The 24726-nt window shown below is 62.9% G+C and carries 22 protein-coding genes and 1 riboswitch; of the genes, 8 read left to right on the forward strand and 14 right to left on the reverse strand.

The window, feature by feature from the left end; translation table 11 throughout:
- Positions 1-11: 11 nt before the first annotated feature.
- The 11 genes from AAFP29_RS06800 to AAFP29_RS06850 all read right to left on the reverse strand — a co-directional run bounded on the left by AAFP29_RS06800 (position 12) and on the right by AAFP29_RS06850 (position 12070).
- Positions 12-701, reverse strand: coding sequence for a response regulator (locus tag AAFP29_RS06800; RefSeq protein ID WP_419216590.1), 690 nt, complete (start codon positions 699-701; stop codon positions 12-14).
- On the reverse strand, positions 694-3261 hold the full coding sequence (locus tag AAFP29_RS06805) for a DUF4118 domain-containing protein (protein ID WP_419216591.1): 2568 nt from the start codon (positions 3259-3261) through the stop codon (positions 694-696). The genes AAFP29_RS06800 and AAFP29_RS06805 overlap by 8 nt, the downstream gene beginning before the upstream one ends.
- Positions 3262-3301: 40 nt before the next feature.
- The gene (locus tag AAFP29_RS06810; protein ID WP_419216592.1) at positions 3302-3934 is read right to left on the reverse strand and encodes a potassium-transporting ATPase subunit C; all 633 of its coding nucleotides are present in this window, start codon (positions 3932-3934) and stop codon (positions 3302-3304) included.
- Positions 3935-3942: 8 nt separating this feature from the next.
- Complete coding sequence (kdpB, locus tag AAFP29_RS06815; protein WP_419216593.1) at positions 3943-6078, reverse strand: potassium-transporting ATPase subunit KdpB; 2136 nt, start codon at positions 6076-6078, stop codon at positions 3943-3945.
- Positions 6075-7760, reverse strand: a complete 1686-nt coding sequence (kdpA, locus tag AAFP29_RS06820; protein WP_419216594.1) for a potassium-transporting ATPase subunit KdpA — start codon at positions 7758-7760, stop codon at positions 6075-6077. The genes kdpB and kdpA overlap by 4 nt, the downstream gene beginning before the upstream one ends.
- Positions 7760-7858 (reverse strand): potassium-transporting ATPase subunit F, encoded by a 99-nt coding sequence (locus tag AAFP29_RS06825; RefSeq protein WP_419216595.1) that lies wholly within the window; start codon positions 7856-7858, stop codon positions 7760-7762. The genes kdpA and AAFP29_RS06825 overlap by 1 nt, the downstream gene beginning before the upstream one ends.
- A gap of 237 nt (positions 7859-8095) precedes the next feature.
- Positions 8096-9091, reverse strand: a complete 996-nt coding sequence (locus tag AAFP29_RS06830; protein WP_419216596.1) for an FUSC family protein — start codon at positions 9089-9091, stop codon at positions 8096-8098.
- Positions 9088-10026, reverse strand: a complete 939-nt coding sequence (locus tag AAFP29_RS06835) for an ABC transporter ATP-binding protein (RefSeq protein ID WP_419216597.1) — start codon at positions 10024-10026, stop codon at positions 9088-9090. Before AAFP29_RS06835 ends, AAFP29_RS06830 begins: the two co-directional genes overlap by 4 nt.
- 59 nt (positions 10027-10085) lie before the next feature.
- Positions 10086-10847 (reverse strand): thiazole synthase, encoded by a 762-nt coding sequence (locus AAFP29_RS06840; protein ID WP_419216598.1) that lies wholly within the window; start codon positions 10845-10847, stop codon positions 10086-10088.
- Entirely contained in the window at positions 10840-11037 is a 198-nt protein-coding gene (gene thiS, locus AAFP29_RS06845; protein WP_419216599.1) for a sulfur carrier protein ThiS, read from the reverse strand. Before thiS ends, AAFP29_RS06840 begins: the two co-directional genes overlap by 8 nt.
- A 19-nt stretch (positions 11038-11056) precedes the next feature.
- Positions 11057-12070 carry an FAD-dependent oxidoreductase gene (locus AAFP29_RS06850; protein WP_419216600.1) on the reverse strand — a complete coding sequence of 338 codons (1014 nt, stop codon included), beginning with the start codon at positions 12068-12070 and terminating at the stop codon, positions 11057-11059.
- 10 nt (positions 12071-12080) lie between these two features.
- A riboswitch (TPP riboswitch) is annotated at positions 12081-12187 on the reverse strand.
- A gap of 29 nt (positions 12188-12216) precedes the next feature.
- On the opposite strand from AAFP29_RS06850, the gene thiE reads away from it, so the two are divergent.
- A complete protein-coding gene (gene thiE, locus AAFP29_RS06855; RefSeq protein WP_419216601.1) occupies positions 12217-12885 on the forward strand; it encodes a thiamine phosphate synthase in 669 nt (222 codons plus the stop codon).
- 527 nt (positions 12886-13412) lie between these two features.
- Here the strand turns inward: thiE and AAFP29_RS06860 are convergent.
- Together AAFP29_RS06860 and AAFP29_RS06865 are read right to left on the reverse strand one after the other, a co-directional pair.
- Positions 13413-14735: a lipase family protein gene (locus AAFP29_RS06860; RefSeq protein ID WP_419216602.1), complete on the reverse strand. Its 1323-nt coding sequence runs from the start codon at positions 14733-14735 to the stop codon at positions 13413-13415.
- Positions 14732-15529 carry an MBL fold metallo-hydrolase gene (locus AAFP29_RS06865; RefSeq protein WP_419216603.1) on the reverse strand — a complete coding sequence of 266 codons (798 nt, stop codon included), beginning with the start codon at positions 15527-15529 and terminating at the stop codon, positions 14732-14734. Before AAFP29_RS06865 ends, AAFP29_RS06860 begins: the two co-directional genes overlap by 4 nt.
- A gap of 146 nt (positions 15530-15675) precedes the next feature.
- Here AAFP29_RS06865 and AAFP29_RS06870 point away from each other — a divergent pair, with 146 nt between their 5' ends.
- The 3 genes from AAFP29_RS06870 (at position 15676) to AAFP29_RS06880 (ending at position 18031) form a co-directional block, all read left to right on the forward strand.
- Complete coding sequence (locus AAFP29_RS06870; RefSeq protein WP_419216604.1) at positions 15676-16266, forward strand: TetR/AcrR family transcriptional regulator; 591 nt, start codon at positions 15676-15678, stop codon at positions 16264-16266.
- 186 nt (positions 16267-16452) lie between these two features.
- The gene (locus tag AAFP29_RS06875; RefSeq protein WP_419216605.1) at positions 16453-16956 is read left to right on the forward strand and encodes a hypothetical protein; all 504 of its coding nucleotides are present in this window, start codon (positions 16453-16455) and stop codon (positions 16954-16956) included.
- A 655-nt stretch (positions 16957-17611) separates the two neighbouring features.
- Positions 17612-18031 carry a hypothetical protein gene (locus tag AAFP29_RS06880; protein WP_419216606.1) on the forward strand — a complete coding sequence of 140 codons (420 nt, stop codon included), beginning with the start codon at positions 17612-17614 and terminating at the stop codon, positions 18029-18031.
- A 72-nt stretch (positions 18032-18103) separates the two neighbouring features.
- Here the strand turns inward: AAFP29_RS06880 and AAFP29_RS06885 are convergent, their stop codons facing one another.
- The gene (locus AAFP29_RS06885) at positions 18104-18583 is read right to left on the reverse strand and encodes an NUDIX hydrolase (RefSeq protein WP_419216607.1); all 480 of its coding nucleotides are present in this window, start codon (positions 18581-18583) and stop codon (positions 18104-18106) included.
- A gap of 179 nt (positions 18584-18762) precedes the next feature.
- On the opposite strand from AAFP29_RS06885, the gene AAFP29_RS06890 reads away from it, so the two are divergent.
- Genes AAFP29_RS06890 through AAFP29_RS06905 form a run of 4 tightly spaced genes read left to right on the forward strand, consistent with a single transcriptional unit; the run spans position 18763 to position 24687 of the window.
- Positions 18763-20304, forward strand: a complete 1542-nt coding sequence (locus AAFP29_RS06890) for a hypothetical protein (protein ID WP_419216608.1) — start codon at positions 18763-18765, stop codon at positions 20302-20304.
- Complete coding sequence (locus AAFP29_RS06895) at positions 20304-21302, forward strand: glutamate ABC transporter substrate-binding protein (RefSeq protein ID WP_419216609.1); 999 nt, start codon at positions 20304-20306, stop codon at positions 21300-21302. Before AAFP29_RS06890 ends, AAFP29_RS06895 begins: the two co-directional genes overlap by 1 nt.
- Before the next feature lie 5 nt (positions 21303-21307).
- Positions 21308-23743, forward strand: coding sequence for a tetratricopeptide repeat protein (locus AAFP29_RS06900; RefSeq protein ID WP_419216610.1), 2436 nt, complete (start codon positions 21308-21310; stop codon positions 23741-23743).
- Between the two features lie 41 nt (positions 23744-23784).
- Entirely contained in the window at positions 23785-24687 is a 903-nt protein-coding gene (locus AAFP29_RS06905; RefSeq protein WP_419216611.1) for a CPBP family intramembrane glutamic endopeptidase, read from the forward strand.
- The last annotated feature ends 39 nt before the right edge of the window (positions 24688-24726 follow it).

The following is a 24726-nucleotide window of genomic DNA, read 5'->3' on the forward strand; positions in this document are numbered from 1 at the left end:
TCCGGCCGCGTCTACTCGACCAACCGGTATCCCATCCCCTGTTCGGTGATCAGGTGACGTGGGTGTGCCGGGTCGGCCTCGAGCTTTCGTCGCAGACCAGCCAAATACACTCGTAGGTAATGGTTTTGGCCCGCGTAGGCCGGACCCCACACGGAATTGAGCAATTCGGCCTGAGTCACCAGTTGCCCGACGTTATTGGCCAGGAGCTCGAGGATTCCCCACTCGGTCGGTGTGAGGTGGACATCCCGGCCTTCGCGGGTGACCCGTTTGGCGCCGAGATCGACGGTGAATGTGGCGGTGGTTACCACCGGTTTGTCGGCCCGCGTCCCAACTGCCCCGCGGCGCACCGCGGCACGTAACCGAGCCAAGAACTCCTCCATGCCGAACGGTTTGGTCACGTAGTCGTCAGCACCGGCATCGAGTGCATCGACTTTGTCCATCGCGTCAGTGCGTGCCGAAAGAACGATCACGGGTACGTTGGTCCAACCGCGCAACCCGTCCAGCACCGTCCGTCCATCCATATCCGGCAGGCCGAGGTCGAGCACCACGACATCTGGTCGATGCCGGGCGGCCAGCGTTAGCGCCTGTGCACCGGTGGCCGCCACGGCGACATCAAATCCCCTGGCGTTGAGGTTGATTCGCAATGCTCGGAGCAGCGCCGGCTCGTCATCGACTATCAACACGCGGATGCGTTCAGCCATCGATACCTTCCTCGCTGGGCAATTCGATCACCATGGTGAGTCCACCGCCCGCTGTCTGCCCGGCGTGGATTGTCCCGGCCATCGCCTCGACGAACCCACGCGCGACCGACAGGCCCAGCCCCACACCGGATGTCGCATTGCGATCCCCTAGTCGAGTGAAGGCGGAGAACATTGTCTGACGTTCCCGTTCGGACACCCCCGCGCCGTGATCGATGACCAGGATCCGACAGCGGCGTCCCGCCGAGGAAACATAGCGGGCGGTCACCTCAACGACCGGTCTACCGTCGAAACTTTGTCCGGTCCCGCTGTGCCGCACCGCATTATCGATCACATTGGCCAGTACTCGCTCCAGCAGACCGACATCGGCATAGGTTACGATGCCCGCGGTGCGGTTGCCGATAAGGGTCGAGACAGGTGTTCCGTCGAGCGTCGGCGGCAAAGTCGCGATCACTCGGTCGACGATTTCCTCGACCGCGACGAGTTGAGGATGCGCGGTCACCACCCCGGCCGCAAGGCGTGAGGAATCGAGCAGATTTCCGACAATCGCGGTGAGATGATCGGTGGATTCCTCGATGCCGGCCAACAACTCCGCTGTGTCGTTGGCGTCAAACGTCACGTCGGTCGCCCGCAGACTCGACGCAGTTGCTTTAATCGTCGCGAGCGGAGTTCGTAGATCGTGACTCACCGCGGACAGGAGCGCTCCGCGCAACTGATCAGCTGCCGCGACTGCCTGCGCGTCAGCCGCGCGCTCGGCGAGTTCGCGACGCGTGACCACTCCCGCGACCTGTGCGGCAACCGCATCGAGCACCCGCCGCTCGCGGACCGCGACCGCCGGTCCGCGCAACAGAAGCACGAACTCCCCGTCGGACACCGGACAGACGGTGTCGGCGTCTGCCATCCCGGCCGGCGCATCACCGACTGCCTCGACGATCGTCTGGCCCTCACCGTGATCGCGTAATAGGCAAACGCCCTGTTGCGCATAGGCTTCGCGAACCTGGGCCAGCAGCGACTCGATTCCGTCACCGCGCATCGCGGCAGACGAGAATGTCGCGATCACCTCGGCGTCACGCGTGGCCCGCTGCGCCTCGACGCGCCGTGCGGCGACCGAATCCACCAGTACCGCAACGGCTATCGCGACCGCGAACATGACCGCAATCGTGATTACGTTCGCCGGTTCGGAGATCGTCAGCGTGTGCCGCGGAGCGGTGAACAGCCAGTTGAGCAACAATGCCGACACGAGCGCCGACAGCGCCGCAGGGCCCCAACCCCCCAGTAGTGAGACGGCCAGGATCACCGCGAAGAAGATCGCCGACTCGCTGCCGACATTGAGCCAGCGGTCGATTACGCTGATCCCCGCCGATGCGGCGATCGGAACTACAACTGCCGCAGCCCAACTCAGCGGGCGACGAAAACGCGAACGGCGGATATCGAGATAGTTTCGTCGTTTCGCGGATTGATCATGGGTAACCATGTGGACATCGATCTTCCCCGAGTCGCGCACGACGGCCGCGCCCGCACCTTCGGTGATGAGCCGCCGCCACCGCGATCGCCGCGACGTACCCAACACCAACTGGGTCGCATTGACCGAACGGGCGAAATCCAGTAGCGCGGTGGGAATGTCGTCGCCAACCACGGTATGCACTTGGGCGGAGAACCCTTCGGCGAGCCGAGTGACATCGGCAAGGTCTGCCGTCGGATCCATCAGGCCGTCATCGGAGATCACGTGCACGACAATGAGTTCGGCACCCGACCGTGATGCGATTCGACTGGCGCGCCGCAACAACGTCGTCGATTCCGGCCCACCCGTGACGGCCACCACGACACGTTCACGGGCCTCCCACGTTGCGGTGATGTTGTGTTCGGCTCGATAGGCCGCGAGCGACTCATCGACCCTATCGGCCAGCCATAACAGGGCCAGCTCACGCAACGCGGTGAGATTGCCACGGCGAAAGTAGTTGGCCAGCGCACCATGCACCCGATCGGCGGGATAGACCTTTCCGGCGGTGAGCCTCTGCTGCAAGGCTTCTGGCGCGATATCGACGAGTTCGATCTGATCGGCTGCACGCACGACGGCGTCGGGTACGGTTTCCCGTTGGGTGACGCCAGTGATCTGCTCGACGACATCGTTGAGCGAGTCGAGATGTTGGATATTCACCGTCGTGACGACGTCAATACCGGCGGCGCGTATCGCATCGATGTCTTGCCACCGCTTAGCGTGGACGGCCCCGACCGCATTGGTGTGTGCGAGCTCATCGACCAGCACAACCTCGGGAGCTCGATCAAGCACCGCTCTCAGGTCCATCTCCCAGAGCACGGTATCCCGGTACGAAAACGATGTGGGGGCAACGACCTCCAGCCCATCGACCAGGGCCGCAGTCGCCGTGCGGCCGTGTGACTCCACGACGCCGACCACAACGTCCCGGCCTTCGGCGACGAGTGCGTGCGCATGCATGAGCATCTCGAAGGTCTTTCCGACGCCGGGGGCGCAGCCGAGGAACACGGTCAGAGCGCCTCGTCGGCGCCCGCCGCGATCCGCCGTCGGTGACACACCCTGAGTCATGATTCGACGATACTGTCCGACCGCCGCGCGGCCGGCGCACCTACCGGTGACACACCGCTACGACATGGCCCAGCGCAACGTTGACCCGCACGACATTGACTCTGGGCTGTCCGAGGAACCCCCACTGCCTGCCTGCGGTGTTGTCGGCGATGATTTGCCGCACCTTCGATTCGGGCAAGCGCCCCTCGCGTGCGATTCGCGCGATCTGAAGATTCGCATAGGTGATGCTGATGTCCGGATCGAGACCCGAACCCGAGCCGGTCACTGCGTCGACAGGCACGGCCGATGGCGCAACTCCGTCCCGTGCCGCGATATAGCTCCGGCGTAAGTCGATACGCGTATGCAGGTCAGGGTTGTTGGGGCCGAGGTTGCTTGCCGCGGACGCCGCGGGGTCGCCGGGAGCCATCGCGTCGTCGACCGTCCCGGCCACTCGCGAGTGGAGATACCAATCCGCTTGTCCAACACCCGGTTTCGGGTCAACTCCAATCAAGGATGAACCAATACCACAGCCCCGCGCGTCGCTCATCCGACTACCTTCAGCCGCATGCGAATCGATCCGCGACACGAGCCATACGCCGGCCGGGTAGGCCAATCCCAACACGACGGTCAATGCCGCCAGTACCGCGAAAGCAACTGCGAGCTGTCGTCCGAATGTCTTGAGAAGGTTGGTCATCGCTACTCCTAACCCATGCCCGGCAGCAGTCGGACAACTAGATCGACAAGCCATATCCCCACGAACGGTGTGATCACGCCACCCAGCCCATAAACCACTAGGTTGCGGCCCAGCAGACGTTGCGCCGAACTAGGTCGGTACCGAACTCCCTTGAGTGACAGGGGAATCAGCGCGATGATGATCAGCGCGTTGAAAATCACGGCAGAAATGATCGCGGAGTTCGGCGATCCCAACCGCATGATGTTGAGACTGTCCAACTGCGGATAGACGGCGCTAAACAGAGCCGGCAGGATGGCGAAATACTTGGCCAAATCGTTGGCCAGCGAGAAAGTCGTCAACGCACCGCGGGTGATCAGCAATTGTTTACCGATCGCGACAACCTCAATGAGTTTGGACGGATCCGAATCCAGATCGACCATATTGCCGGCTTCTTTTGCGGCTGACGTTCCGGTGTTCATCGCGAGCCCGACATCAGCTTGTGCAAGGGCCGGAGCGTCGTTGGTACCGTCACCGGTCATCGCGACGAGACGACCGCCGGACTGCTCCGATCGAATCAACGCCAATTTGTCTTCCGGAGTCGCCTCCGCGACAAAGTCATCGACGCCGGCCTGCTCGGCGATAGAGGCCGCGGTCAGCGGATTGTCGCCGGTCACCATAACGGTGCGGATACCCATCGCCCTCAACTCGGCGAATCGTTGCGCCATACCGGGTTTCACGACATCGCTCAGCTCGATGACACCAACGACCGCCGGTGCGGATGTGTCGTCGGCAGCTGCCACCACCAACGGAGTGCCGCCAGCCGAGGCGATCTGCTCGACTCGGGTCTCGGTTTCGGTCGGCACCGATCCGCCGGCCTCGCGCACCCAGGTAAGGACCGCATCGGCCGCGCCCTTGCGTAGCCGACGAATTCGTTTTCCCTCGGCGATGTCTCGCCCGCTCATCCGGGTCTGTGCGGTGAACGGCACGACCACGACACCTTCAATATCGTCGGCCCGGTCGACGATGCTCGCCGTGTCCGCACCCGGACGCTCAAGACATAACTCGATGATGCTGCGACCTTCCGGAGTGTCATCGGCGAGACTCGATTCACATGCGGCACGGGTCATTTCGTCATCAGTCAGGCCCGGCGACGGCCAGAAGGCGGTCGCGCGGCGGTTGCCGAAAGTGATGGTGCCGGTCTTGTCCATGAGCAAGGTATCGACATCGCCCGCCGCCTCAACGGCCCGACCGGACATCGCGAGAACGTTGCGCTGAACCAAGCGGTCCATCCCGGCGATACCGATTGAGCTGAGCAGCGCGCCAATAGTGGTCGGGATCAAACACACCAGCAGTGCGATGAGTTTCACCGGATCGGCCTGCGCGCCACTGTAGGACTGCATCGGCCCGATTGCGACGACGGCAAGCAGGAAGACCACGGTCAACCCGGCCAACAGTATGTCGAGAGCGATCTCATTGGGCGTCTTCTTTCGCGACGCTCCTTCTACGAGTGCGATCATCCGATCGACGAAGGACTCACCAGGTGGCGTCATTATCTCCACGACGATCCGATCCGAGAGAACAGTCGTGCCGCCGGTAACCGCACTGCGATCACCGCCCGATTCACGGATCACCGGTGCCGACTCTCCGGTGATCGCGGATTCGTCGACGGTCGCGATACCTTCGATGACGTCACCGTCGCCCGCGATTACCTCACCGGCCTCAACGACGATGCGGTCGCCGATGACCAACTCCGCACCAGGGACCTCGGTGAGCGAACCGTCCGCGTTGAGACGGCGGCCGATAGTGTCGCGCTTTACTTTTCGGAGGCTGTCGGCCTGCGCACGACCACGCCCCTCGGCCACCGCCTCGGCCAGGTTCGCAAACAGTACTGTGAACCACAGCCAGACGGTGACACCGAACGCGAAAACCGACGGATGCCAGCAGGCGAGGACGAGCGTGAGAATCGATCCCAGGTAGACGACGAACATCACCGGATTGCGAGCCTGCGCCCGCGGAGTCAGTTTGCGCACCGCCAACGGCAGTGCGGTGATCATCTGCCGTGGCGAGAACGCGCCGGCCGAGACCCGATGGACAGCCGCGCCAGAGTCGCTCAGGTCTGATTCTGTTGCCTCGGTGCGACTCTCAGGTATATGCGTCACAGTCATGCCAACGCCTCTGCGATAGGTCCCAGCGCCATAGCCGGGAAGAAGGTTAGTCCGGCGACCAGTACGACAGTGCCGGTCAGCAAAGCGCCGTACAGGACGCCGTGAGTCGGTAGGGTCGCACTCGACGTCGACGATCTGGGTTTCTGCGACGCCAGCAGTCCGGCGAGCGCGAGCGTAAAGATGATCGGCAGCAATCGACCGAACAGCATGGCCAGTCCCAGTGACGTCTGGAACCAATCGCTAGTCACGGTGAGCCCGCCGAATGCGCTGCCATTGTTATTCGCCGCAGATGCATACGCGTAGAGCACTTCGCTAAACCCATGGATGGCGTTCACCGAACCGGGATCGCCGCCATTGGTCTGAAAACCACTGGTAGACGGCAAGATCAGCGTGATCGCCGTTCCAGTCAGCACCAGCACCGGCATGACCAAGATCGACAGCACCGCGACAGTGATCTCCCGCTGCCCGATATGTTTGCCTCGGAAAAGGGGCGTGCGTCCGACGAGTAGGCCGCCGACGAAGACGGCGATGATAGCCAGCACCAAGAGGCCGTAGAGACCGGTTCCGACGCCGCCGGGCGCAACCTCACCGAGGAGCATATTCCACAGCAAGGCACCACCACCCGCGGGTGAAAAGCTATCGTGTGCGGAATTGACTGCGCCGGTCGATGTTCCGGTCGTAGCGACACCGAATAGTACCGACGCGGGCACGCCGAATCGTTGCTCTTTACCTTCGAGCATGGCGCCCGCGGCATCCGAAGCGACCCCCGACGCACGGGACTCGGCAAGCCACGCGACGCTGAGCACGATTCCAAACAGGACAGTCATAACGCCGAGCAGCGTCAACCCCTGCCGATGGTCACGAACCAGCGTGCCGTAGGTACGGGTGAGGCAGACCGGTATCAACAAGATCGCCAAGATCTGCACGATATTGCTCAACGGGGTCGGATTGGAAAATGGATGGGCCGAGTTGGCCGCGAGCGTGCCACCACCGTTGGTGCCCAACAACTTTATGGATTCCTGCGAAGCGAACGGGCCGACGACGCTGCGATGATCGACGCCATCGAGCCCGGTAAAACCGAAACCGGAGTGGAATGACTGAATCGCCCCCTGGGTGAGGAAGACCAGCGCGATAAGCAGCGCAAGTGGCAGTAGGATGCGCACGCAGCCCCGGACCAGATCCACCCAGAAGTTGCCCAATTGCGCGTCGCCACGGCTGATGACGCCCCGGATCAGAGCGATCGCGACCGCGAGCCCGACCGCCGCGGAAGCAAAGTTCTGCACCGCGAGGCCAGCCATTTGAGTGAGATTCCCCATCACCTGTTCTGGCGAGTAGGACTGCCAGTTGGTATTGGCCACGAACGAGATCGCCGTATTGAAGGCTGTCGCGGGATTGATGGAACTGTGCCCGCCCGACATCGGCAACCACTGCTGGATACGTTGCAGCACATAAAGAACGATGATTCCGGCACCACTGAAGGCGACCACCGCCACCGCGTAGCCGACCCACGTCTGACCGCGCGCTGAGTCGACTCGCGCGATCCGATAGATCCATCGTTCGGGCGCGAGGTCACGCGCCCCGCTGTAAACACGGGCCATGTAGTCGCCGAGCGGAACATACGCGGCGGCCAGAAAGAACACGACCAGCAGGATCTGCAAGGTCGCGGCAAGAGCGGGTGACATCAGAACCTTTCCGGATAGACCAGCGCCACCAGCAGGTAGGCGATGACGGCTATCGCGACGATGACCAGTACGACACTGGTCACTCCGGCGCCGGTCATGACTGGTTCCGGCGCACCACGGCGCGGATCATCAACAGACACAACAGGATTCCAACGACAATCGCGCACAAGTACGCCACGTCTGCCATCGCGCTTCACTCTCCACTCACTCGCCGAAAGACTCTGCGGCTTACGCGAAGGATCGCGAGCCGCAGACCCACTGTGCGGCCGGTGGCGGTGGGCCGACGCGTTCTTAACGCATTCGGCACGTCCTGACCTGGGATCTCTACGGAATCTTTATGCTCGCGATCGATAACGCAGGAGTGCCGGAACGCCTATTCCGACGATGGCCGCGACGGCCAGTCCAAGTAGCGTCTCGCCGACGCGTTCGTTCAACCGAGCTTGTGCGGTGTCGGCATCGGCGTGACCCAGCAGGAGAATCACGAAGAATGTGGTGAAGAGCGGCAAAATATAGAACCGACTGCCAACCGTTCCAGCTGCGACCGCGACGATGACCGGAATGAGCAAGGCGTACAACACATTCGGCGTGTGCGCCCAGACCAGCAGGGTGGCCAGTGCTGCTCCGCACACCACCGAGACGAAACGGCCCAGCGTGCGCCAGCATTGCAGATCAGCATTGGGCCGCAGGACGAGAAGTGCGGCGCCGCAGGCCCAGCCGACGTGGTCGAGATGCAGTGCGAACCCGATTGATGAGGTGACGGTGGCGACGACTGCCACCAGAATCCACCAGTAGTCAGGGAATACCTCTGCCGGCGGCCGGGGTATAGGTGCGCCTCCCGGTATCGCGAGACTGCCAAGCCACACCAATATCGACGCGATGACGAACAGCCCGGCAATCCGCAGGGCAGACCCGGCGTCGTCGAAACTCAGCCCAATCGCGACCATCGGAATCACCAGGACGGTGAGCAGACCGCCCAGCAGTGCCGCGGGTTTCGCTGATGCGAGTCGGCCACCCAACGCTGCGAGCAGACACAGGCAGACGGTCGCCAGCGCCGGCGAACCGGCGATTGCGGCCCCAGCCACCAATGGCAGTCCGATCAGCGGACCGGCCGCCAACAGGACAATTCGCTTGCGCCGCTCCGGATTGATGCCAATGGCGGCGGCCGGCAGGATGCCGACGGCGAGTGCTGCGGCACGCGGAACGTCGTCGAGTGCGACATATGCGGCCGGCAGAGCAGCGAGGACCGCGACGGTCGCACCCGGCCAATTCCAGACGAATAGCGGAGCGGGACGCGGGAGGGACGTCGGTGGCGTGCCGGCGCCACGGGTCATGGCGATGCGGGATGCTGCGCGACGCCTGGTGCGCGGTACTGCACCGCGTCAGCGGTCATCGCCATGAAGACATCTTCGAGTGATGCGGTGACTGTCGACAACTCATGCAGAGTAATCGCGTGCTGCGCGGCGAGTTCACCGACTTGTTCGGTAGTCGCGCCATCGATGACGATCGCCGGTGTGCCGTCGGCCGCGTTGTCGGGTCGAACGGCAATACCGTTGTGCACCAAGGTGTCACCGAGCTTCTGAAGATGCGGACTACGCACTCGCACGGTCTGCCGGGCCGAGCTCGTGAACTCATCGATCGTGCAATCGGCGATGACTTTTCCCCGCCCGATAACCACCACGTGGTCAGCGGTCAGCGACATCTCGGTGAGCAGATGCGAGGACACGAGCACCGTCCGCCCCTGCGCAGCAAGCTGTTTCATGAAATTTCTGATCCAGACGATGCCTTCGGGATCGAGTCCGTTGACCGGTTCGTCGAAGAGCAGGACCGCCGGGTCGCCGATCATCGCAGCGGCCAGTCCCAGCCGCTGGGACATGCCGAGAGAAAAGCCACCGGCCCGCTTTCCGGCGACGTCGGACAGGCCAACCATGTCGAGGACCTGATCTACTCGCGAGCGGTCGATTCCGTTCGACGCGGCCAGCCACCGCAGGTGTGACCGCGCACTGCGATTGGGGTGCACCCACTTGGCGTCGAGCAGCGCACCGACGTGCCGCAGCGGCGAAGTGAACTTGGTATAGGGCTCGCCGTCGAAGGTGACCGAACCATCTGTCGGTCGGTCCAGACCGAGCATCATCCGCATCGTCGTGGTCTTCCCGGCACCGTTGGGTCCGAGAAACCCGGTGACCACACCTGGGCGCACGTCGAAGGAGACGTGGTCGACAGCGACGGTATCGCCGTAGACCTTGGTCAAGTTCTCGACGGAAATCATGTATGCAGCGTAATAGAGTTCACCGCACCCAGGGTGGTACTGCGACCGTGTCGCCTCGCTTAACGCCGCGCGGGTGACGACGCCCGCGCCCAGAAACGTTTGGGAATCCGGCCGGCCAACAGCGCCTGCCGCCCGGCCAGCACCGCGTGCCGCATTGCATTCGCCATCATCTCGGGGTCGTCGGCTCGGGTGACCGCTGTCGCGAGAAGTACCGCGTCACAACCCAATTCCATCGCCAGCGCGGCGTCACTGGCGGTTCCGATACCTGCGTCGAGTACTACCGGTACCGATGCCCGCGAAACGATCATCTCGATATTGTGCGGGTTCCGAATACCCAGCCCAGTGCCGATCGGTGACCCTAGCGGCATTACTGCCGCTACCCCCGCGTCCTCTAGTCGGGCGGCCAACACCGGATCGTCGTTGGAGTACGCGAGAACTGCGAACCCATCGGCTACCAGTGTCCTTGCCGCGTCAAGCAATTCGACCGGATCGGGCAACAATGTGGTGTCGTCGGCGATGACCTCGAGCTTCACCAGATCCGTCCCGATGGCCTCCCGCCCAAGATGGGCGGTCAATACCGCCTCGGCAGTGGTGTGACACCCCGCGGTGTTGGGTAACACCGCGATCTCCAACCTGCGTAACAAGTCCAGCAGCCCGGTCCCGCTCGACGGCGAGATCCGCCGCATCGCCACCGTGGTCAACTCCGTACCGGATGCGACCAGCGCACGCTCGAGCACAGCTAGATTCGACGCACCGCCTGTTCCGGTGATCAGCCGCGAGCCGAACTCGCGACCCGCCACCGTGAAGAGACCGTCAGCCACCCTGCACCGCCGTCACGATGTCCACCCGCGCCCCAATAGGAATCGATCGGCCCCAATCACCCTGCGGCACGACAAATCCGTCGACCGCCACGGCAATACCGGTCTGCGGCAGGTCCAACTGAACGACCAGACCTGCTACGGTCACGTCGACCGCGACTTCGGTATCGTCACCATTCACGGTGATAGTCATGAACTCTCCTCGATCTCGTCTACGCCGTCAGCAATTCTGCGACTCGGTCAGCGGTATAGGGCGCCAACAGGATTCCGTTGCGACCGTGACCGACAGCTGCGATAACTCGCTCATCGACTCGCTCTATGACGGGCAGACCATCAGCTGTCATCGGCCGCAATCCCGCGCCGACCTCGGCCAGGTCATAGGTCCGCAATCCCGGCATGATCTCGCACGCATCGACGAGCAGATCCGCCACGCCGCCCACCTGAGGTATCCGGTTGTCCGGTTCGAGCGGTTCGTATTGCGTCGCGCCCACGACGACGCCGTCAATCCGCGGCACCAGATAGACATTCCGATTGTCGATCCGACCTCGGATTACGTGTCGCGGCGGAGCGACCGACCATCGATTTCGGCGCAGTCGAATGATCTCGCCCTTGGCTTCATAGATCTGCACTCCCGGCCACAGCTTGCTCGAATCCAGTCCGGCGGCCAACAGAGTCTGGTCGGCTCGCACGTCGGCGAGATCGGTCACGGGTTCGTCAACGAACTCAGCGCCGATGTCGGCCAGAGCATCACGCAACCCCCTCAGGAGGCGGCGGTTGTCCACCGCCATCTCCCCGCGCGCCAAGTATCCGCCCTGCGAACGTCCACTGAGCATCGGCTCCGACGCACGCACCTGCGTCGCACTGACCTCGCTCAACCTCGACGCCACCGCGACATCGGCGGACCAGACAAACCGAGCCAATTGATGTAAATACTTCATGTCGGCAGCTGTGAAACCTACGAACAACGAGTCGCGAGCCGCGACGATATCGGGATCACCGAGCCGGTCCAAGAGCGATGGCCAGGCCCGCACCGACGCTGCCGATAGTTCGAGCTGGGCTTCCTCGCCGGGGATGCCTTCGCCAAGGGAACCGAGCATGCCAGCCGCTACGTCGGACGCCCGGCTCGACGCCCCGGCATCGAACACCGTGACCCGCCAACCTTCGTCGGCGGCGCGCAGCGCACAGGTGAGTCCGATGACACCGCCACCGACGACTGCGAGATTCATAATGTGATTCCTCCCTTCGCCGGCATGACCCGGATCAGGTTGTAACGGTCAGCGGATACCTGGCCCGCACTCTCAGTCCGACCTGTGCCCGCCTTCGGCACCCCTCGGACTCCCGTGATCTCGCCGCCTAGCCTACCGTTGCCCGAGTGGACCCTCGCGCTCGACTTTCCCAAGCTCGCTTGTACCTGTGTACCGATGCACGCCGTGAGCGCGGCGATCTGGTCGAATTCGTCAGTGCCGCAATCGCCGGCGGTGTCGACATCGTGCAACTGCGTGACAAGGGCTCGCCCGGCGAACGCGAATTCGGCGCGTTGGAGGCCGGTGAAGAGCTAGACCTACTCGCGAAGCTCCGTGAAGTCACCGACGCGACGGGCGCACTTCTCTCGGTCAACGATCGTGCCGATATCGCCGTCGCCGCGCAGGCCGACATCTTGCATCTCGGCCAGGGCGATTTGCCGATCGCGGTTGCTCGCGACATCGTCGGCGACGACATGATCATCGGGTTGTCCACCCACGACGATCAACAGGCTCGCTCTGCCGCGATCGCGACCAGCGTCGACTATTTCTGCGTCGGGCCATGCTGGCCGACACCGACCAAGCCTGATCGCAGCGCGCCCGGACTCGCCCTGGTCCGCACCGCGGCGTCGCTGGATACCGATCGGCCGTGGTTCGCGATCGGCGGAATCGACGAACACCGCCTACCCGAGGTCCTGGACGCAGGCGCCCGCCGCATTGTCGTCGTACGGGCGATCACGCACGCGCCGGAAGCCACCGCCGCCGCCCGCCGACTGTATTCGGCGACCACTTCACGCTGACCGGCTGTCGTAACTGTCCCGCGCGTCGAGTATCTCGTCCATATGCGCTGCGCCCATGTCTTGAGCTGACCGCATAGGACGCGCAGCGGCTCACCGAGTGGAGTAAGCGTAACGCAGCGCACACCGAATACGTCATCGTCCCGGCAAGCTCGGCGACGGTCATACCCGATGCGATCAGTGACGTCGATGCGGCGCCAATTGCCCCGGACACCCTTACCGCGGCGCAGGCTCTCGATATCTTGGGCGCCGCGCGCGAACGACCCTCGTTGATCACCGGGACGGCCGGAGCAGCTCGGTGGCTACGGCGCCCCGCTGGCCACAGCGAAGGGCTGGCGAGTCACCAGACTCGCGTGCCGGGCGGACGCGGCACTGATCACCGAGTTCGGCGGTCAGTACATCGAATCTTTCAATGGCACAACATAATTCGATGCCATTCTTGATGCTTCCGGTCTCGCCGACGCGGCCGAGGGCCACCGCCTCGTCGCCAAGGACGGCCTACGAGGTCGGGTGGTACTGGTCCCGTGACCTCATCGAGCCCGCACCGGCCGCAGCGAATTCCCCCGCGGAATGTGACCGCAGCTGGTGGGGGCCGGTTTGCCGACGAATCGGTCGTTGATCCAGGGAAGCGCCTGTGCCGCCCAGACCAGCGCGGCGGACGAATGGCTGGCATAGTCCAATTGCTCGTAGCGCACACGCCGGTTGCCGTCCGCGCAGTACTGACGCGCCAACGAACGGACGTCGCCCGCGATCATCACACCGTCGCCCATACCGACACCCGGCAGGGTTCCGGCGGTGCCTTCCAGTTCGCCGCGAGTCGACTGCACCAGCAGCAGTGGCGTCGTCGGGGTAGGCGACTGCCCCAGGTTGAGTTTGTTGACGATCTCGACGAAAGGTTTCACGCTCGCCGGATCGGCGTAACGCGGTTTCACGATGTCGCGCCAGGCCAACAGGGGGTGACGATAGAGGACATCGGCGATCGACGCATGCGACAACTGCCGCGTCAGTACACGACCTCGCGCACTGAGGTACGGCGTGAGATCGGCGCCGTACGCACGGCTCGCGCCGATGATCGCCATGACGGCGACACCCGACCAGCCCAAACTTCCGCTGACATAGCGCAGGTTGTTGAACGGCGCGACCAGCAGACCACCACCGGCCGCGCCGACGAGCCGGCTATTCACGTCCGGCGCGTACCCGGGCGCCAGGGTCGCGGCCCAGTTGGTCGCTATCGAGCCGCCCGAATACCCCATCAGAGCGACCTTGGTACGACTAGTCAGGCCGGTCTGCGCCGCGCGTCCGGCCGCACGGATCGCATCCAGGGTGTTGGTTCCGTATTCGGGTCCGGCCGCGAAGTCGGCGCGCTGCCCCTGGGTGTCGGTGACGATGACCGGGTAACCCTGCAGCAGCAGTGGGGTGATGAATGCGGTCTCGACCGTATTGATCAATCCGCCGAACGTCACATCCCCCGCGATCGAGCGCGACGGGCTGTCGGCCGGATTGAGCGAGTCATAGAACGAGTTGTAGGCGATCGCCTGGCCGCTTCGCGGAGTTCCGGGCGGCTTGAGGATCGACGTCACATTCGCCGACGGCCGACCTTGTGCGTCGATGCTCCGATAGACGAGCTGGACTACCGAGACCGGCGTCGCGATACCGCTCAGGTGATAACTGAGCTGCCGTGTCGCTAGAACATCGCCCGGCCCAGACTCCCCAAGTTCTGCTGTCGGCCGGCTGTAAAACGGATCGGCCTGGGCGATAGCGGCCGGTAGCGCCGTGATTAGCCCGGCGGCCACAAGGGTGCAGATCACGCGCACGACCACTCGGCGCGACAGCGAACTCGATTCGGCGCTCATCGGCCGCTCGCTTCGGCCTGCTGTGCCGTCGCGAGCATGACCGGGTCATGCGCGCACACGATTCGCAGGTCCGACTCGCCGCGCTGATACAACTCGGCGAGCGTCTGGTGATTACGTCGCACCGCACGCATATCCTCCGCGACTGCCTTCTCGAATAGTCGAAGGGACAGCGGGGTTTTCGTTGTGCCGTCGACCGTGCCGCAGTGGAAGAACGCGTCGCCACAGTGCAGAATCCAGTGATCTCCTGCGTCGACGGCGACCGCCGCGTGTCCGAGGGTGTGTCCCGGCATCGCGATGAGGGCGATGCCGTCGGAGATTTCGGTCAGCTGCATGACGTCGGTGAATCCTCGCCACCAATCTCCGCGCGGCGTATGTGTCACGATGCGGTCGGCAAACGAATCAAGTTGCCGGCTGCGGTACCTGATGCGGGAGCGAAGACCTGAGGAAAATGCCACGGCACTTTCGACCGCCGTGGTGTGCACCTTGGCACCGGGAAAATCGGATGCGCCGCCGATGTGGTCGACGTCGAGATGGGTGGCGACCACATGCCGGACATCGGCGACGTCGTAACCAAGCGCGACTACTTGCGCTGCCGCTGTCTCATGCGGGGTCAAGTCGGGCCGGATCACTCGCTTGATGGCGCCGATACGTGCGGGGTCGGTTCGGTCGTCGTGCCCATATCCACTGTCGACCAAGACCAACCCCTCGCCGGTCTCGATGAGTAGTACGTGACAGATCAACGGATCCGTCCCCGGTGGGCGCATGGTCCCGCAGTTGAGATGGTGCACTTTCATTCCAACACTCCTATTGAACGTCGTTCAATGAACGGAGTTCACTCTGGCAGAAGCCCTTAGACGTTGTCAACAGTGCGCACTGAGCGGACCAGACGAGATCACAGCCACCTGCGAGTCCGATGCCAGATCGCGGCTACAATTCGGCCATGGCCCGGCAAGTCGACAAGTCCGCACGTCGTGCGGAGATCCTGCGGGCGGGCGACAGACTCCTACGCGAACGTGGACTACAGGCACTGCAGATCCGCGAAGTCGCCCGCGAAGCCGGCATCGCGGCCGGCACCGTCTATACCTATTTCGCGACCAAGGAATCCCTGTTCGCAGCTCTGTACGCCGAACAAATCCTGCGCACCGTCGAGGAGTTCAAACCGTATCTCGACGCCCCGCCCAGAGAACAGTTCATCAGATTCGCCACCAGTTACCGCGACATGTACGGCGTCTTCGGCCGGGAAGTCGACGTCGCCTCATTCGTCACGCCGGACTCACTCGTCGACGGCCGAACGATCGAGGAATTGCTAAGTGCAACAAGCCAATTGGTCGAGTTGATGACCGAATTCATCACGAAGCACGATGTGCCACAACCCGAACTGACCCTCACCATCCTCTGGTCACTGTTGTCTGGGCTCGCTCTGCACTACAGCGGACCACGGCAGGTATTCGGTACCTCCGACTGGGACGACGCCGTGGGATTTGCCGCGGACAAGTTGGTCGACATCTTGCTGCCGAACCACACGCGATAATGACCCACGCAGCATGTGCGGCTAAAACCGAGTTGACCCGATCAGCCACCCGCAACTAGCCTTGATCGCGTGCACAAGCGACTTCTCGTAACCCGCCGCAACGGGGTCTGATCTGACCGACCCCCCGTTGCGGGTCGTTACGTCTTCTGTCGGTCACTCGAACTTCGACCGAAATGATCACACGAGATGCGTACTCTTCACTTTTCTCCGTCATCCTGTTCACGTCAGCCACAATCTGGTTCCGCGCGGACCGCACTCGCCGAGCACGTCGGCCACCTGTTGCCGCGCGGTATCGCTCAAGAGGCAGCGAATATGGACTGGAACGGATTTACCTCAACTTTTGCCCCCGAAGGCGCCATCCGCCTGGGTTCGTGGGCGACCGAACCGGCCGCAAGAGATCAAATCGATTGCCGCGCAACACTCTCCATTGACAACCGCATATTGTCCCTGCATGCCAAGGCATCGGGCCCGATCGGTGCGATGACATCGATGCTTCATGACATTGGCGCCCCGATTCAGATAGTGAGCCTGCATCAACGCACCAGCGGCGATCAAGTGATCACCTTCCTGCTGTGTGAAAACGATGATCGCCAGTGTTGGGCAGCCGGATTCGGCGCCAGCTCCGATGAAGCGAGTATCAACGCGCTCATCGCCGGAGCCAATCGATTGCTGCCGGCCGCACCGCTCTGAGATATGCAATTTCACTTTGTATACTGTTCGACTGCATTAGCTAGCCTGGTATGTCTGGGGCCGCATATGTTTTCGGCGTGCGGACAACCAGCAGATGTACACCAACGCGCACTCGGTTAAGCCACGCGAACTGGCTATTCGCCCGCAGCGGGATCATCGTTCTGCTGGTAGTTTTCGTTTCGACGATTTTTTCGGGCACAGCAGCTGCGTTACCGACCTCAATTCCCCCGCGTTCAGGCCCCAATCAGGCGACCACGACCCCTCAGGAGCCGACGCAGGAAACTCGCGTCGAGCGGCTTCCTGACAACGTAGATGCGAATAGGGATACCGACAGCGTCCCGATCCCATCTAACTATAGGTACGACGGCCCGGGCGCCAAAGACGCTCGCCATGATTACTGCTCGTACTCACCCGATTACTTTCCCGCGCCGGGACGAAATGCCAACTTCAGTGGCGCCTGCGCGCGTCACGATATGTGCTACGACGCAGCTGACGCGGCAAACCAGGGCTACGCGGGATGCAACAATTCACTCTGGCGAGACATGTCCACCATCTGTTTTCACCAATTCAGTAGATTCGACCCACGGAGGCAGGGATGTATGGGAACAGCAAATGTCTACTGGATGGCTGTTACCGGAAGTCATATAGGGCATCTATGACGGCACTCGCCGCCACTGTCATGTTGATCGCGACTTCTGGTTGCGACCGAAATCAGGTCAACGCCGACCCAGGGCAGGCAGCAACCGTCTACATGAGCGCTGTTGTCGCCGGAGATCGGAACAAGGCACTATCCGCCAGTTGCGGGCCCATCAGTTGGTACTTGGAAAAGATGACCGACAAGCAGTTCGCGGATTTTAGAACCAGCGTCGTCGGCAATTCCGCGTCGCCCACATTCGAGGTAGCTCGAACGAAGAAGACCGGCGAGGACTATCTCGTAGTACTTCGCCAGGACGGCGTAGAAAAGCCGGACGATGCACTCGTTGTGTCGTCGCCAGACCACGACGGGACATACAAAGTCTGCGATACCCGAGCGGCGCCACCGGGGACACCCGCACCGTACTCACCCGCTCCGTAATCACTCACCCGCTCCGTAATCCGACGTCACCGCTTCGGTGATCTTTGAGAGCTAGGGCAAAATCGCTGTGGCTTAGTCGAGTGCCAACTCCGCAAGACGCTCGCGCAGGGTCGCCCAACTGCCACCGAACCCAGGGTGCAGGGGTAGCGCGTCGACGTCGGACTCCGCCACCCAACGAAGTTCGGCTGACTCACCGTTCGCGGTCGTTGCCAGCGGCTCGTCCACGTCGGCGATGACGGTCGTATATGTCCACCCACTGGGAGTGGAATGGGTTACCAGTGCGGCACGCACCCGCAGGTCGTTGCCGCCGATACCGGCTTCCTCGTCAGCCTCCCGCACCGCGGTGTCGACCGCCGACTCGTGCGAGTCTCGCGCGCCGCCGGGTAGTCCCCAGGTACCGCCCTGGTGCGACCAGACGGCTCGGTGCTGGAGCAGGATCGCCATTTCGCCGTCGGCCAGTGGCGCTCGTAACAACAATCCGGCCGCGCCGTGGCGTCCCCAGTAGCGCGTCCCGTCCGCGTCGAATACCCAGCCGTCACCGTCTCCGCGCACAGTGCCTCCAGAATCCCTGACAACATCACCCGATGCCGTCGTAGCTCGCCCACAACGGGCACTCCCAAACCTAGGCGAGTTCGTCCCGCGTAGCCACCGCATCCGGTACTAGGGTTGTGTGGTGAGACGGTAGTGATAGCCGAGTTACGCGCTCGGATTGCGAAAGTGAGGACCAGCTGGTGACCGGCGACGCATCTTCTGTGCGGTCCCGGTTGGGCCGCGCACAAGTATCGCCGGACGGGAAACGCAGCGGCAAAACACGCGGCGAGCGCTCTCGTACGCCCAAACCTCTCAGCAGCGCCCACAGTCTTAGCACCGAGCGGGCGGGCGGACGTCCGCCGAGCCCACAGTTACGACGTGCGCTGTCCGACCGCCGCGAATTAATGGCCGCCGCGCGCGTGCGCGCCCAGTCACCGCTGATGTCGGCACGCCATTTGGTCTCATCGAGCATCGGGAAGCTCATCGCGATGGCCCTCATCCTGGCCGCCGCGTGTTTTCTTGCCGGCTGGTACGCGTCGCTGACACTGAACAGCCGCACGCAGATCCTGCAAGACACTGTCAATCACACCGAGCCGCTTTCGGAGTCCTCGCAGGTGCTCTACAGTTCGTTGTCGATCGCTGACGCGGCCGCCAACGCGGCGTTCATCTCAGGCGGTCTGGAACCACCTACTCTGCGCAAGCGCTACTCGGATGCGATAGCGACCGCATCGAACGCGTTAATCATTGCCGCGAGCAATTCCACGGGCGTCACCCCGACGGGGAATGACGACATTCCCGTCGATCCGGTACACACCGACCTTGCCGTACTAGCCACCAACGTTCCTGTCTACACCGGAATTATCGAGACCGCTCGAACCAATAATCGTCTGGGCAATCCGGTTGGTTCGGCCTATCTGGGCGAGGCGTCGTCGCTGATGCAGGACACGATTCTGCCTGCGGCCCAACGACTCTACGAGCGGCGCTCGGCAGCCATCGCAGACCCGCAACGGTCGTTGACCCAACCTCCGTGGGCGGTTTACGCGGTACTCGCCCTGGTACTGATCGCACTGATCTTCGCCGCCCGCTACCTCAGCCGACATACTCGCCGCCGCTTCAATATCGGCATTCTCATCGCGACGATCGCGATAGTCGTCGGACTCACCTGGTTACTCGTCGCCGGACTGATGTCGGTTGCCGCGACCAACGACGCCAAGAACAATGGCGCCGATCCATTGCGCGAGCTGACTCAGGCACGTATCGAAACGCAGCAGGCGCGCTCCGCGCAGACTCTGTCGCTGGTGCGGCGCGACCAAGACTCGCTGGAGGAAACCTATCGAAAGGCCAGCGACTCGATCGCCCGCACACTCACCGCACTGAAAGACGAACGGCAGAACGGGGCCGCGACGTCGGTGTCCGATGAGCTGATCCAGCGCGCGATCAACGCGCATAACGGCTGGGACCAGGCGAACTCGGAGATCAACCGGTTAGTGGCGGGCGGAGACTTCCGCGGAGCGCGCTCACTTCTCGTCGGCGACACCGCCAACTCCGCTGCGCGGTTCTACAGCGAACTGGACATGGCCCTCGTCGAGGCGATTACCAGCGCGCGCACCGTATTTCGGGATGACATCAACACAGCGCAACGGGTGATGGGCTTCTCCGGCAACGGCATCTGGACTCTCGGGATCATCGCCGCAGTCGCCATTCCGATCGGCCTTGCCCCACGAGTGCGGGAGTACATGTGATGGCGCACAACAGATCTACCTCGGCCCGGCGGCGGCTAACGCAGATCGCACTACTCGGCGTGCTCATCGTGACTCTCGCTGGCTGCGTCAAATTCGCCGCACCGCAAAGCCTTCCGCCCACAGCGACCGCGACGCCGCCGACACCCGCTGATGTCGAGACCAATGTGTCGCGTGAACCATCACCGAACGAATCCTGCAACCCGTCCCTGACCCTGCGGCCCACCGAGTTACCTGAACCGGGAAAGATGGCACCAAGAACCACGATGGCGGCGATTCACGGTCGTGGGCGACTGATCGTCGGACTCGATATCGGAAGCAATCCCTTCAGTTTCCGCGACCCCCTGTCAGGTGACATCAAAGGATTCGACGTCGATATCGCGCGCGAAATCTCCCGCGCCATCTTCAACACCCCCGACCGGGTGGAATACCGCGTACTCAGCTCGGCCGACCGCATCGAAGCGCTGCGCAGCAACAGCGTCGACGTGGTGGTCAAGACGATGAGCATTACCTGCGACCGCATGCAGGACGTGAGCTTTTCCGCGCCTTACTATGTTGCCTCGCAGCGAATTCTCGCATTGCGTGATTCATCGATCGAAGGTGCCGAAGGACTTGCGGGCCAACGGGTCTGCGCCGCACGCGGGGTGACGTCGATCGGTCGACTGCAGTCGATAGTGCCCAGCGTCAAGATGGTCGAAACTACCACCTGGGCCGATTGCCTCGTGTTGCTCCAACAAGGCGAGGTGGCCGCAGTATCCACCGACGACGCGATCCTGGCCGGCCTGGCGATACAAGACCCGTGGCTCAAGGTCGTCGGCCCCGGCCTTGGCACCGAGTACTACGGTGTCGGCATTCCGCGCGGGCAAGACGACATGGTTCGCTTCGTCAACGCGGTCCTCGCGTCGATAGCTGCCAATGGACGGTGGCTACAGATCTACAACGAATGGCTCTCCGTGCTCGGCCCGCAATACATCGCACCTCAACCGGTATACCGGGACTGATCGCCATGACCTCAGAATCCTCCGACGGGACCGTACCCGACGCCGACGATCCCGAAATCGGCACTCAGGCAGTACGATTCGATCCCTTCGCGGACGATGACGATGTGGTGCACACCGCCGAATCCGCGGGCACCCAAGCGGTCCCATTCGATCCATTCGCGGACTCCGGCCCAACGTCGGGCGGCTCGGCGCCGACCGCGCCAGTCGGCGACTCCGCGCCCCGCCGCGATTCATTCAGTTCCGGTGGCACCCGTCGCCTGATTCCATCTAGGCGGTCGCGCGTACATGACCGCCGGCTGGGCAGTAATCTCGTTGAGCTGCCACGGATTTCCGACACCGATCCGGCCGATGCCGTCATCGATGACCCGGTAATCGTCGAACGTAAACGCAATTGCTGGAAATGCGGTGAGCCGGTCGGGCGCGAATCCGGGCCCGGCACCGGCCCTCTCAGCGGCGACTGCCCTCACTGTGGGGCGCGGTACTCATTTGTGCCCGGACTGGCCAAGGGAACTCTGGTAGCCGATCAATATGAGATCCAGGGTGCGATCGCGCACGGCGGCATGGGTTGGATCTACCTGGCAACCGATCACAATGTCTCTGATCGCCCGGTGGTACTCAAAGGCCTTCTGAATTCGTCTGATTCGGAAGCGCAGGCGGTCGCGGTGGCAGAACGGCAGTTCCTGGCGTCGGTCAATCATCCCGCGATCGTGAAGATCTACAACTTTGTCGAGCACACGACCGAGGAGGGAAATCGGTTCGGCTACATCGTGATGGAGTACATCGGCGGCCAGACCCTCAAACAGCTGACCTCCCCCGAATCCGACGCTCCGAAGGAATCGACCAAACTTCTCTCGGTGGAGCAGGCGATGGCGTATCTGCTCGAAGTCCTACCCGCCATCGGATACCTGCATTCGGTCGGGTTGGTCTACAACGATGTGAAGCCCGACAACATCATGGTCAGTAGCGATGAGGTGAAACTCATTGATATGGGCGCGGTTTCGCCGATCAATGGCTTCGGACATCTATACGGCACCCCCGGGTTTCAGGCACCGGAGATCGCGAAAACCGGGCCGCAGATAGCCACCGACATCTACAGTCTCGGCAGAACCCTTGCCGTGCTGACCATTCCGATGCCAATGCGCGGCGGGCAGTATGTCGCCGGTCTGCCAGATGTCGCCGATGTTCCCGAGTTCGAGAACAATCCGTCCTTCCATCTGTTGTTGCAGCGGGCGACCGCGCCCGACCCGGCCGACCGGTTCGCCAACGCAGAGGAAATGACCACGCAGGTCCTCAATGTGCTGCGGGAGACGGTCGCAGTACATACCGGTGTGCCGCGGCCTGCACTGTCCACGGTGTTCACCCCGCCGCGGTCGACCTTCGGAGCTGATCTACTGCTGGCCCCGATCGAGGCCTTCTTCGACCCGGATCAAACCGCCTTCTACGACCCGGCCGACATTGCCCGGGCCCTACCGGTTCCGCTCGTCGACCCCAACGATCCGGCGGCTCCCCTGTTGACGTCGGCGGCGTTGAGCGATCCCCGACAGATCCTCGATTCGATCCGCGCCGCGCGCGCCAACGGTTTTCCGCAACTGCTCGATGCCAACGACGGTCATCCGTCGATCGAACTCGAACTCGTCGAAGTGCGCGCACTCCTGGAACTAGGTGATGTCGACACAGCGTTGGACCTGCTGTCGTCCATCGCGCTCTACTACGGCGAAAACTGGCGTATCGATTGGTATCTCGGCATCTGCGCCCTATATAACGACGAGCCCGAACTAGCCTTCGAACGATTCAACGAAGTGCTTGAAGCCATGCCTGGCGAGATCGGCCCGAAACTCGCCGTCGCGGGCACCGCGGAGTTGATCGGTCGCTGGATCATCTCGGCAAAAGGCACCCGGTCACCTTCTGCCGCAGCTAAAGCCAAGGATTGGTATAGCACCGCCGGGCACCACTACCACGACCTATGGTTCACCGATCATGGCATCGTGACCGCCGCATTCGGGTGGGCGCGGTTGGAATTAGCCGCGGGCAATATAGAAGAAGCCATCGCTCCGCTCGACGACGTTCCCGCGACGAGTCGGCATTACAGCACCGCGCGGGCCACCGCGATCCTCGTACTCGTCCACGGTCGGCCGTCGGAAGATGTCACCTACGAACACCTTTCGAAGGCCGCTCAGCGACTGGAGGAGATGCCCGACGCCGAACTCTACAAGGCGCGGCTCACCCTGATCGTGCTCGGCACTGCCCTCGGCTGGGTCGTGGCCCACCCGCCAGCCGAACCTCTGCCCGACTTCCTCGGCTATCCGTTCACCGAAGCGGGACTACGGGTCGCGACCGAACAAACGCTGCGTCGGCTGGCGCATCAGACTCGCGGCAATCGGGCTCACCGGTTCATGTTGGTGGATCTGGCCAACTATGTGCGGCCGGAGACCTTGTTCTAGGCGCGGCATCCACCCGGTTGCCCACTGCTAGATTTGGTCTCGTGGCCGAGGCACCCGCTGATCCCTGTCCAGGTCGACAGCCTGACCGCAACCGGTCCGTTGCGGGAACCGCCGTAATCGCGGTCGGCGTCTGCGTCTACGCGGGGGCGTTGCTGATTGTGACCCTCGCCAGCGACGGGCAGCTCCGATTTACGGCTGACAGCCTCGCCACGGTCCCCATGTGGCATCCGTTGCTTGCGGCGATCGTGGGCATCGCGCTCATCCAATTCACGCCGGTCGCCGAACCGCCTGTGCCTGCCGCTCCCGATCGGCGTATTCGGGTAGAGGCACCGGCACTCCTCGGTCTCGCCATGGCTTTCACGATCTTGCTGACTCTTCTCGGTCCGGCCGAGCCGAACTACACCGTGCTCAAGGTAGTGCTCTTGGTTGTTGCCCCGGCTGCGCTATTCGCGGTGAGCAGGCGATTCTTGGGCGCCGCACCATCTCTCGATTCCGCTGCGACAGACAGTTACCCCAGGGGCCGGTCCTGGTGGGCGCTGGTTCCCACCCTAGGTTGGGTGAGCATCTACCTGGCGCTATCGCTGGCCCATCCGGGCAGCGAGGTCCGGGCCGATGCGGTCACCGTCGTCGCGGTACTGATCGTGGGATTTGTGCTCAACGCGGTGGTCGAAGAGTTCTTCTATCGACGATGGCTGCAATCGCGGTGGGAGCGGATCCTCGGCGGGGTGTGGCCCGCGATTATCGTCAGTTCAATTTTGTGGGCCTCCTGGCACATCGCCATTCAAGGAACCGGTGATGTGGTCGTCGACCTCGCGAATGTCGTTGCCAATCAAGGAGTCACCGGCCTTTTCCTTGGCCTACTGTGGCAGCGATACGGCCTGATGTGGCCGCTACTCCTCGCGCACGGCGCGATGAACGCCAACCCAATCGCACTGCTCAGCTAGGGGTGTGCGACCGCCCGTGGTGGGTGTGCGCCTCGATCT

The sequence above is a fragment of the Gordonia sp. CPCC 205333 genome, from assembly GCF_048537885.1.
In the GTDB taxonomy this organism is placed as follows: domain Bacteria; phylum Actinomycetota; class Actinomycetes; order Mycobacteriales; family Mycobacteriaceae; genus Gordonia.

Coding starts and splice junctions, on each gene's coding strand:
- AAFP29_RS06800 (WP_419216590.1), bottom strand. CDS start 701: ATGGCTGAACGCATCCGCGTGTTGATAGTCGATGACGAGCCGGCGCTG.
- AAFP29_RS06805 (WP_419216591.1), bottom strand. CDS start 3,261: ATGACTCAGGGTGTGTCACCGACGGCGGATCGCGGCGGGCGCCGACGA.
- AAFP29_RS06810 (WP_419216592.1), bottom strand. CDS start 3,934: ATGACCAACCTTCTCAAGACATTCGGACGACAGCTCGCAGTTGCTTTC.
- kdpB (WP_419216593.1), bottom strand. CDS start 6,078: ATGACTGTGACGCATATACCTGAGAGTCGCACCGAGGCAACAGAATCA.
- kdpA (WP_419216594.1), bottom strand. CDS start 7,760: ATGTCACCCGCTCTTGCCGCGACCTTGCAGATCCTGCTGGTCGTGTTC.
- AAFP29_RS06825 (WP_419216595.1), bottom strand. CDS start 7,858: ATGACCGGCGCCGGAGTGACCAGTGTCGTACTGGTCATCGTCGCGATA.
- AAFP29_RS06830 (WP_419216596.1), bottom strand. CDS start 9,091: ATGACCCGTGGCGCCGGCACGCCACCGACGTCCCTCCCGCGTCCCGCT.
- AAFP29_RS06835 (WP_419216597.1), bottom strand. CDS start 10,026: ATGATTTCCGTCGAGAACTTGACCAAGGTCTACGGCGATACCGTCGCT.
- thiS (WP_419216599.1), bottom strand. CDS start 11,037: ATGACTATCACCGTGAATGGTGACGATACCGAAGTCGCGGTCGACGTG.
- AAFP29_RS06850 (WP_419216600.1), bottom strand. CDS start 12,070: ATGAATCTCGCAGTCGTCGGTGGCGGTGTCATCGGACTCACCTGTGCG.
- AAFP29_RS06860 (WP_419216602.1), bottom strand. CDS start 14,735: ATGAGCGCCGAATCGAGTTCGCTGTCGCGCCGAGTGGTCGTGCGCGTG.
- AAFP29_RS06865 (WP_419216603.1), bottom strand. CDS start 15,529: ATGAAAGTGCACCATCTCAACTGCGGGACCATGCGCCCACCGGGGACG.
- AAFP29_RS06870 (WP_419216604.1), top strand. CDS start 15,676: ATGGCCCGGCAAGTCGACAAGTCCGCACGTCGTGCGGAGATCCTGCGG.
- AAFP29_RS06875 (WP_419216605.1), top strand. CDS start 16,453: ATGCGTACTCTTCACTTTTCTCCGTCATCCTGTTCACGTCAGCCACAA.
- AAFP29_RS06880 (WP_419216606.1), top strand. CDS start 17,612: ATGACGGCACTCGCCGCCACTGTCATGTTGATCGCGACTTCTGGTTGC.
- AAFP29_RS06895 (WP_419216609.1), top strand. CDS start 20,304: ATGGCGCACAACAGATCTACCTCGGCCCGGCGGCGGCTAACGCAGATC.
- AAFP29_RS06900 (WP_419216610.1), top strand. CDS start 21,308: ATGACCTCAGAATCCTCCGACGGGACCGTACCCGACGCCGACGATCCC.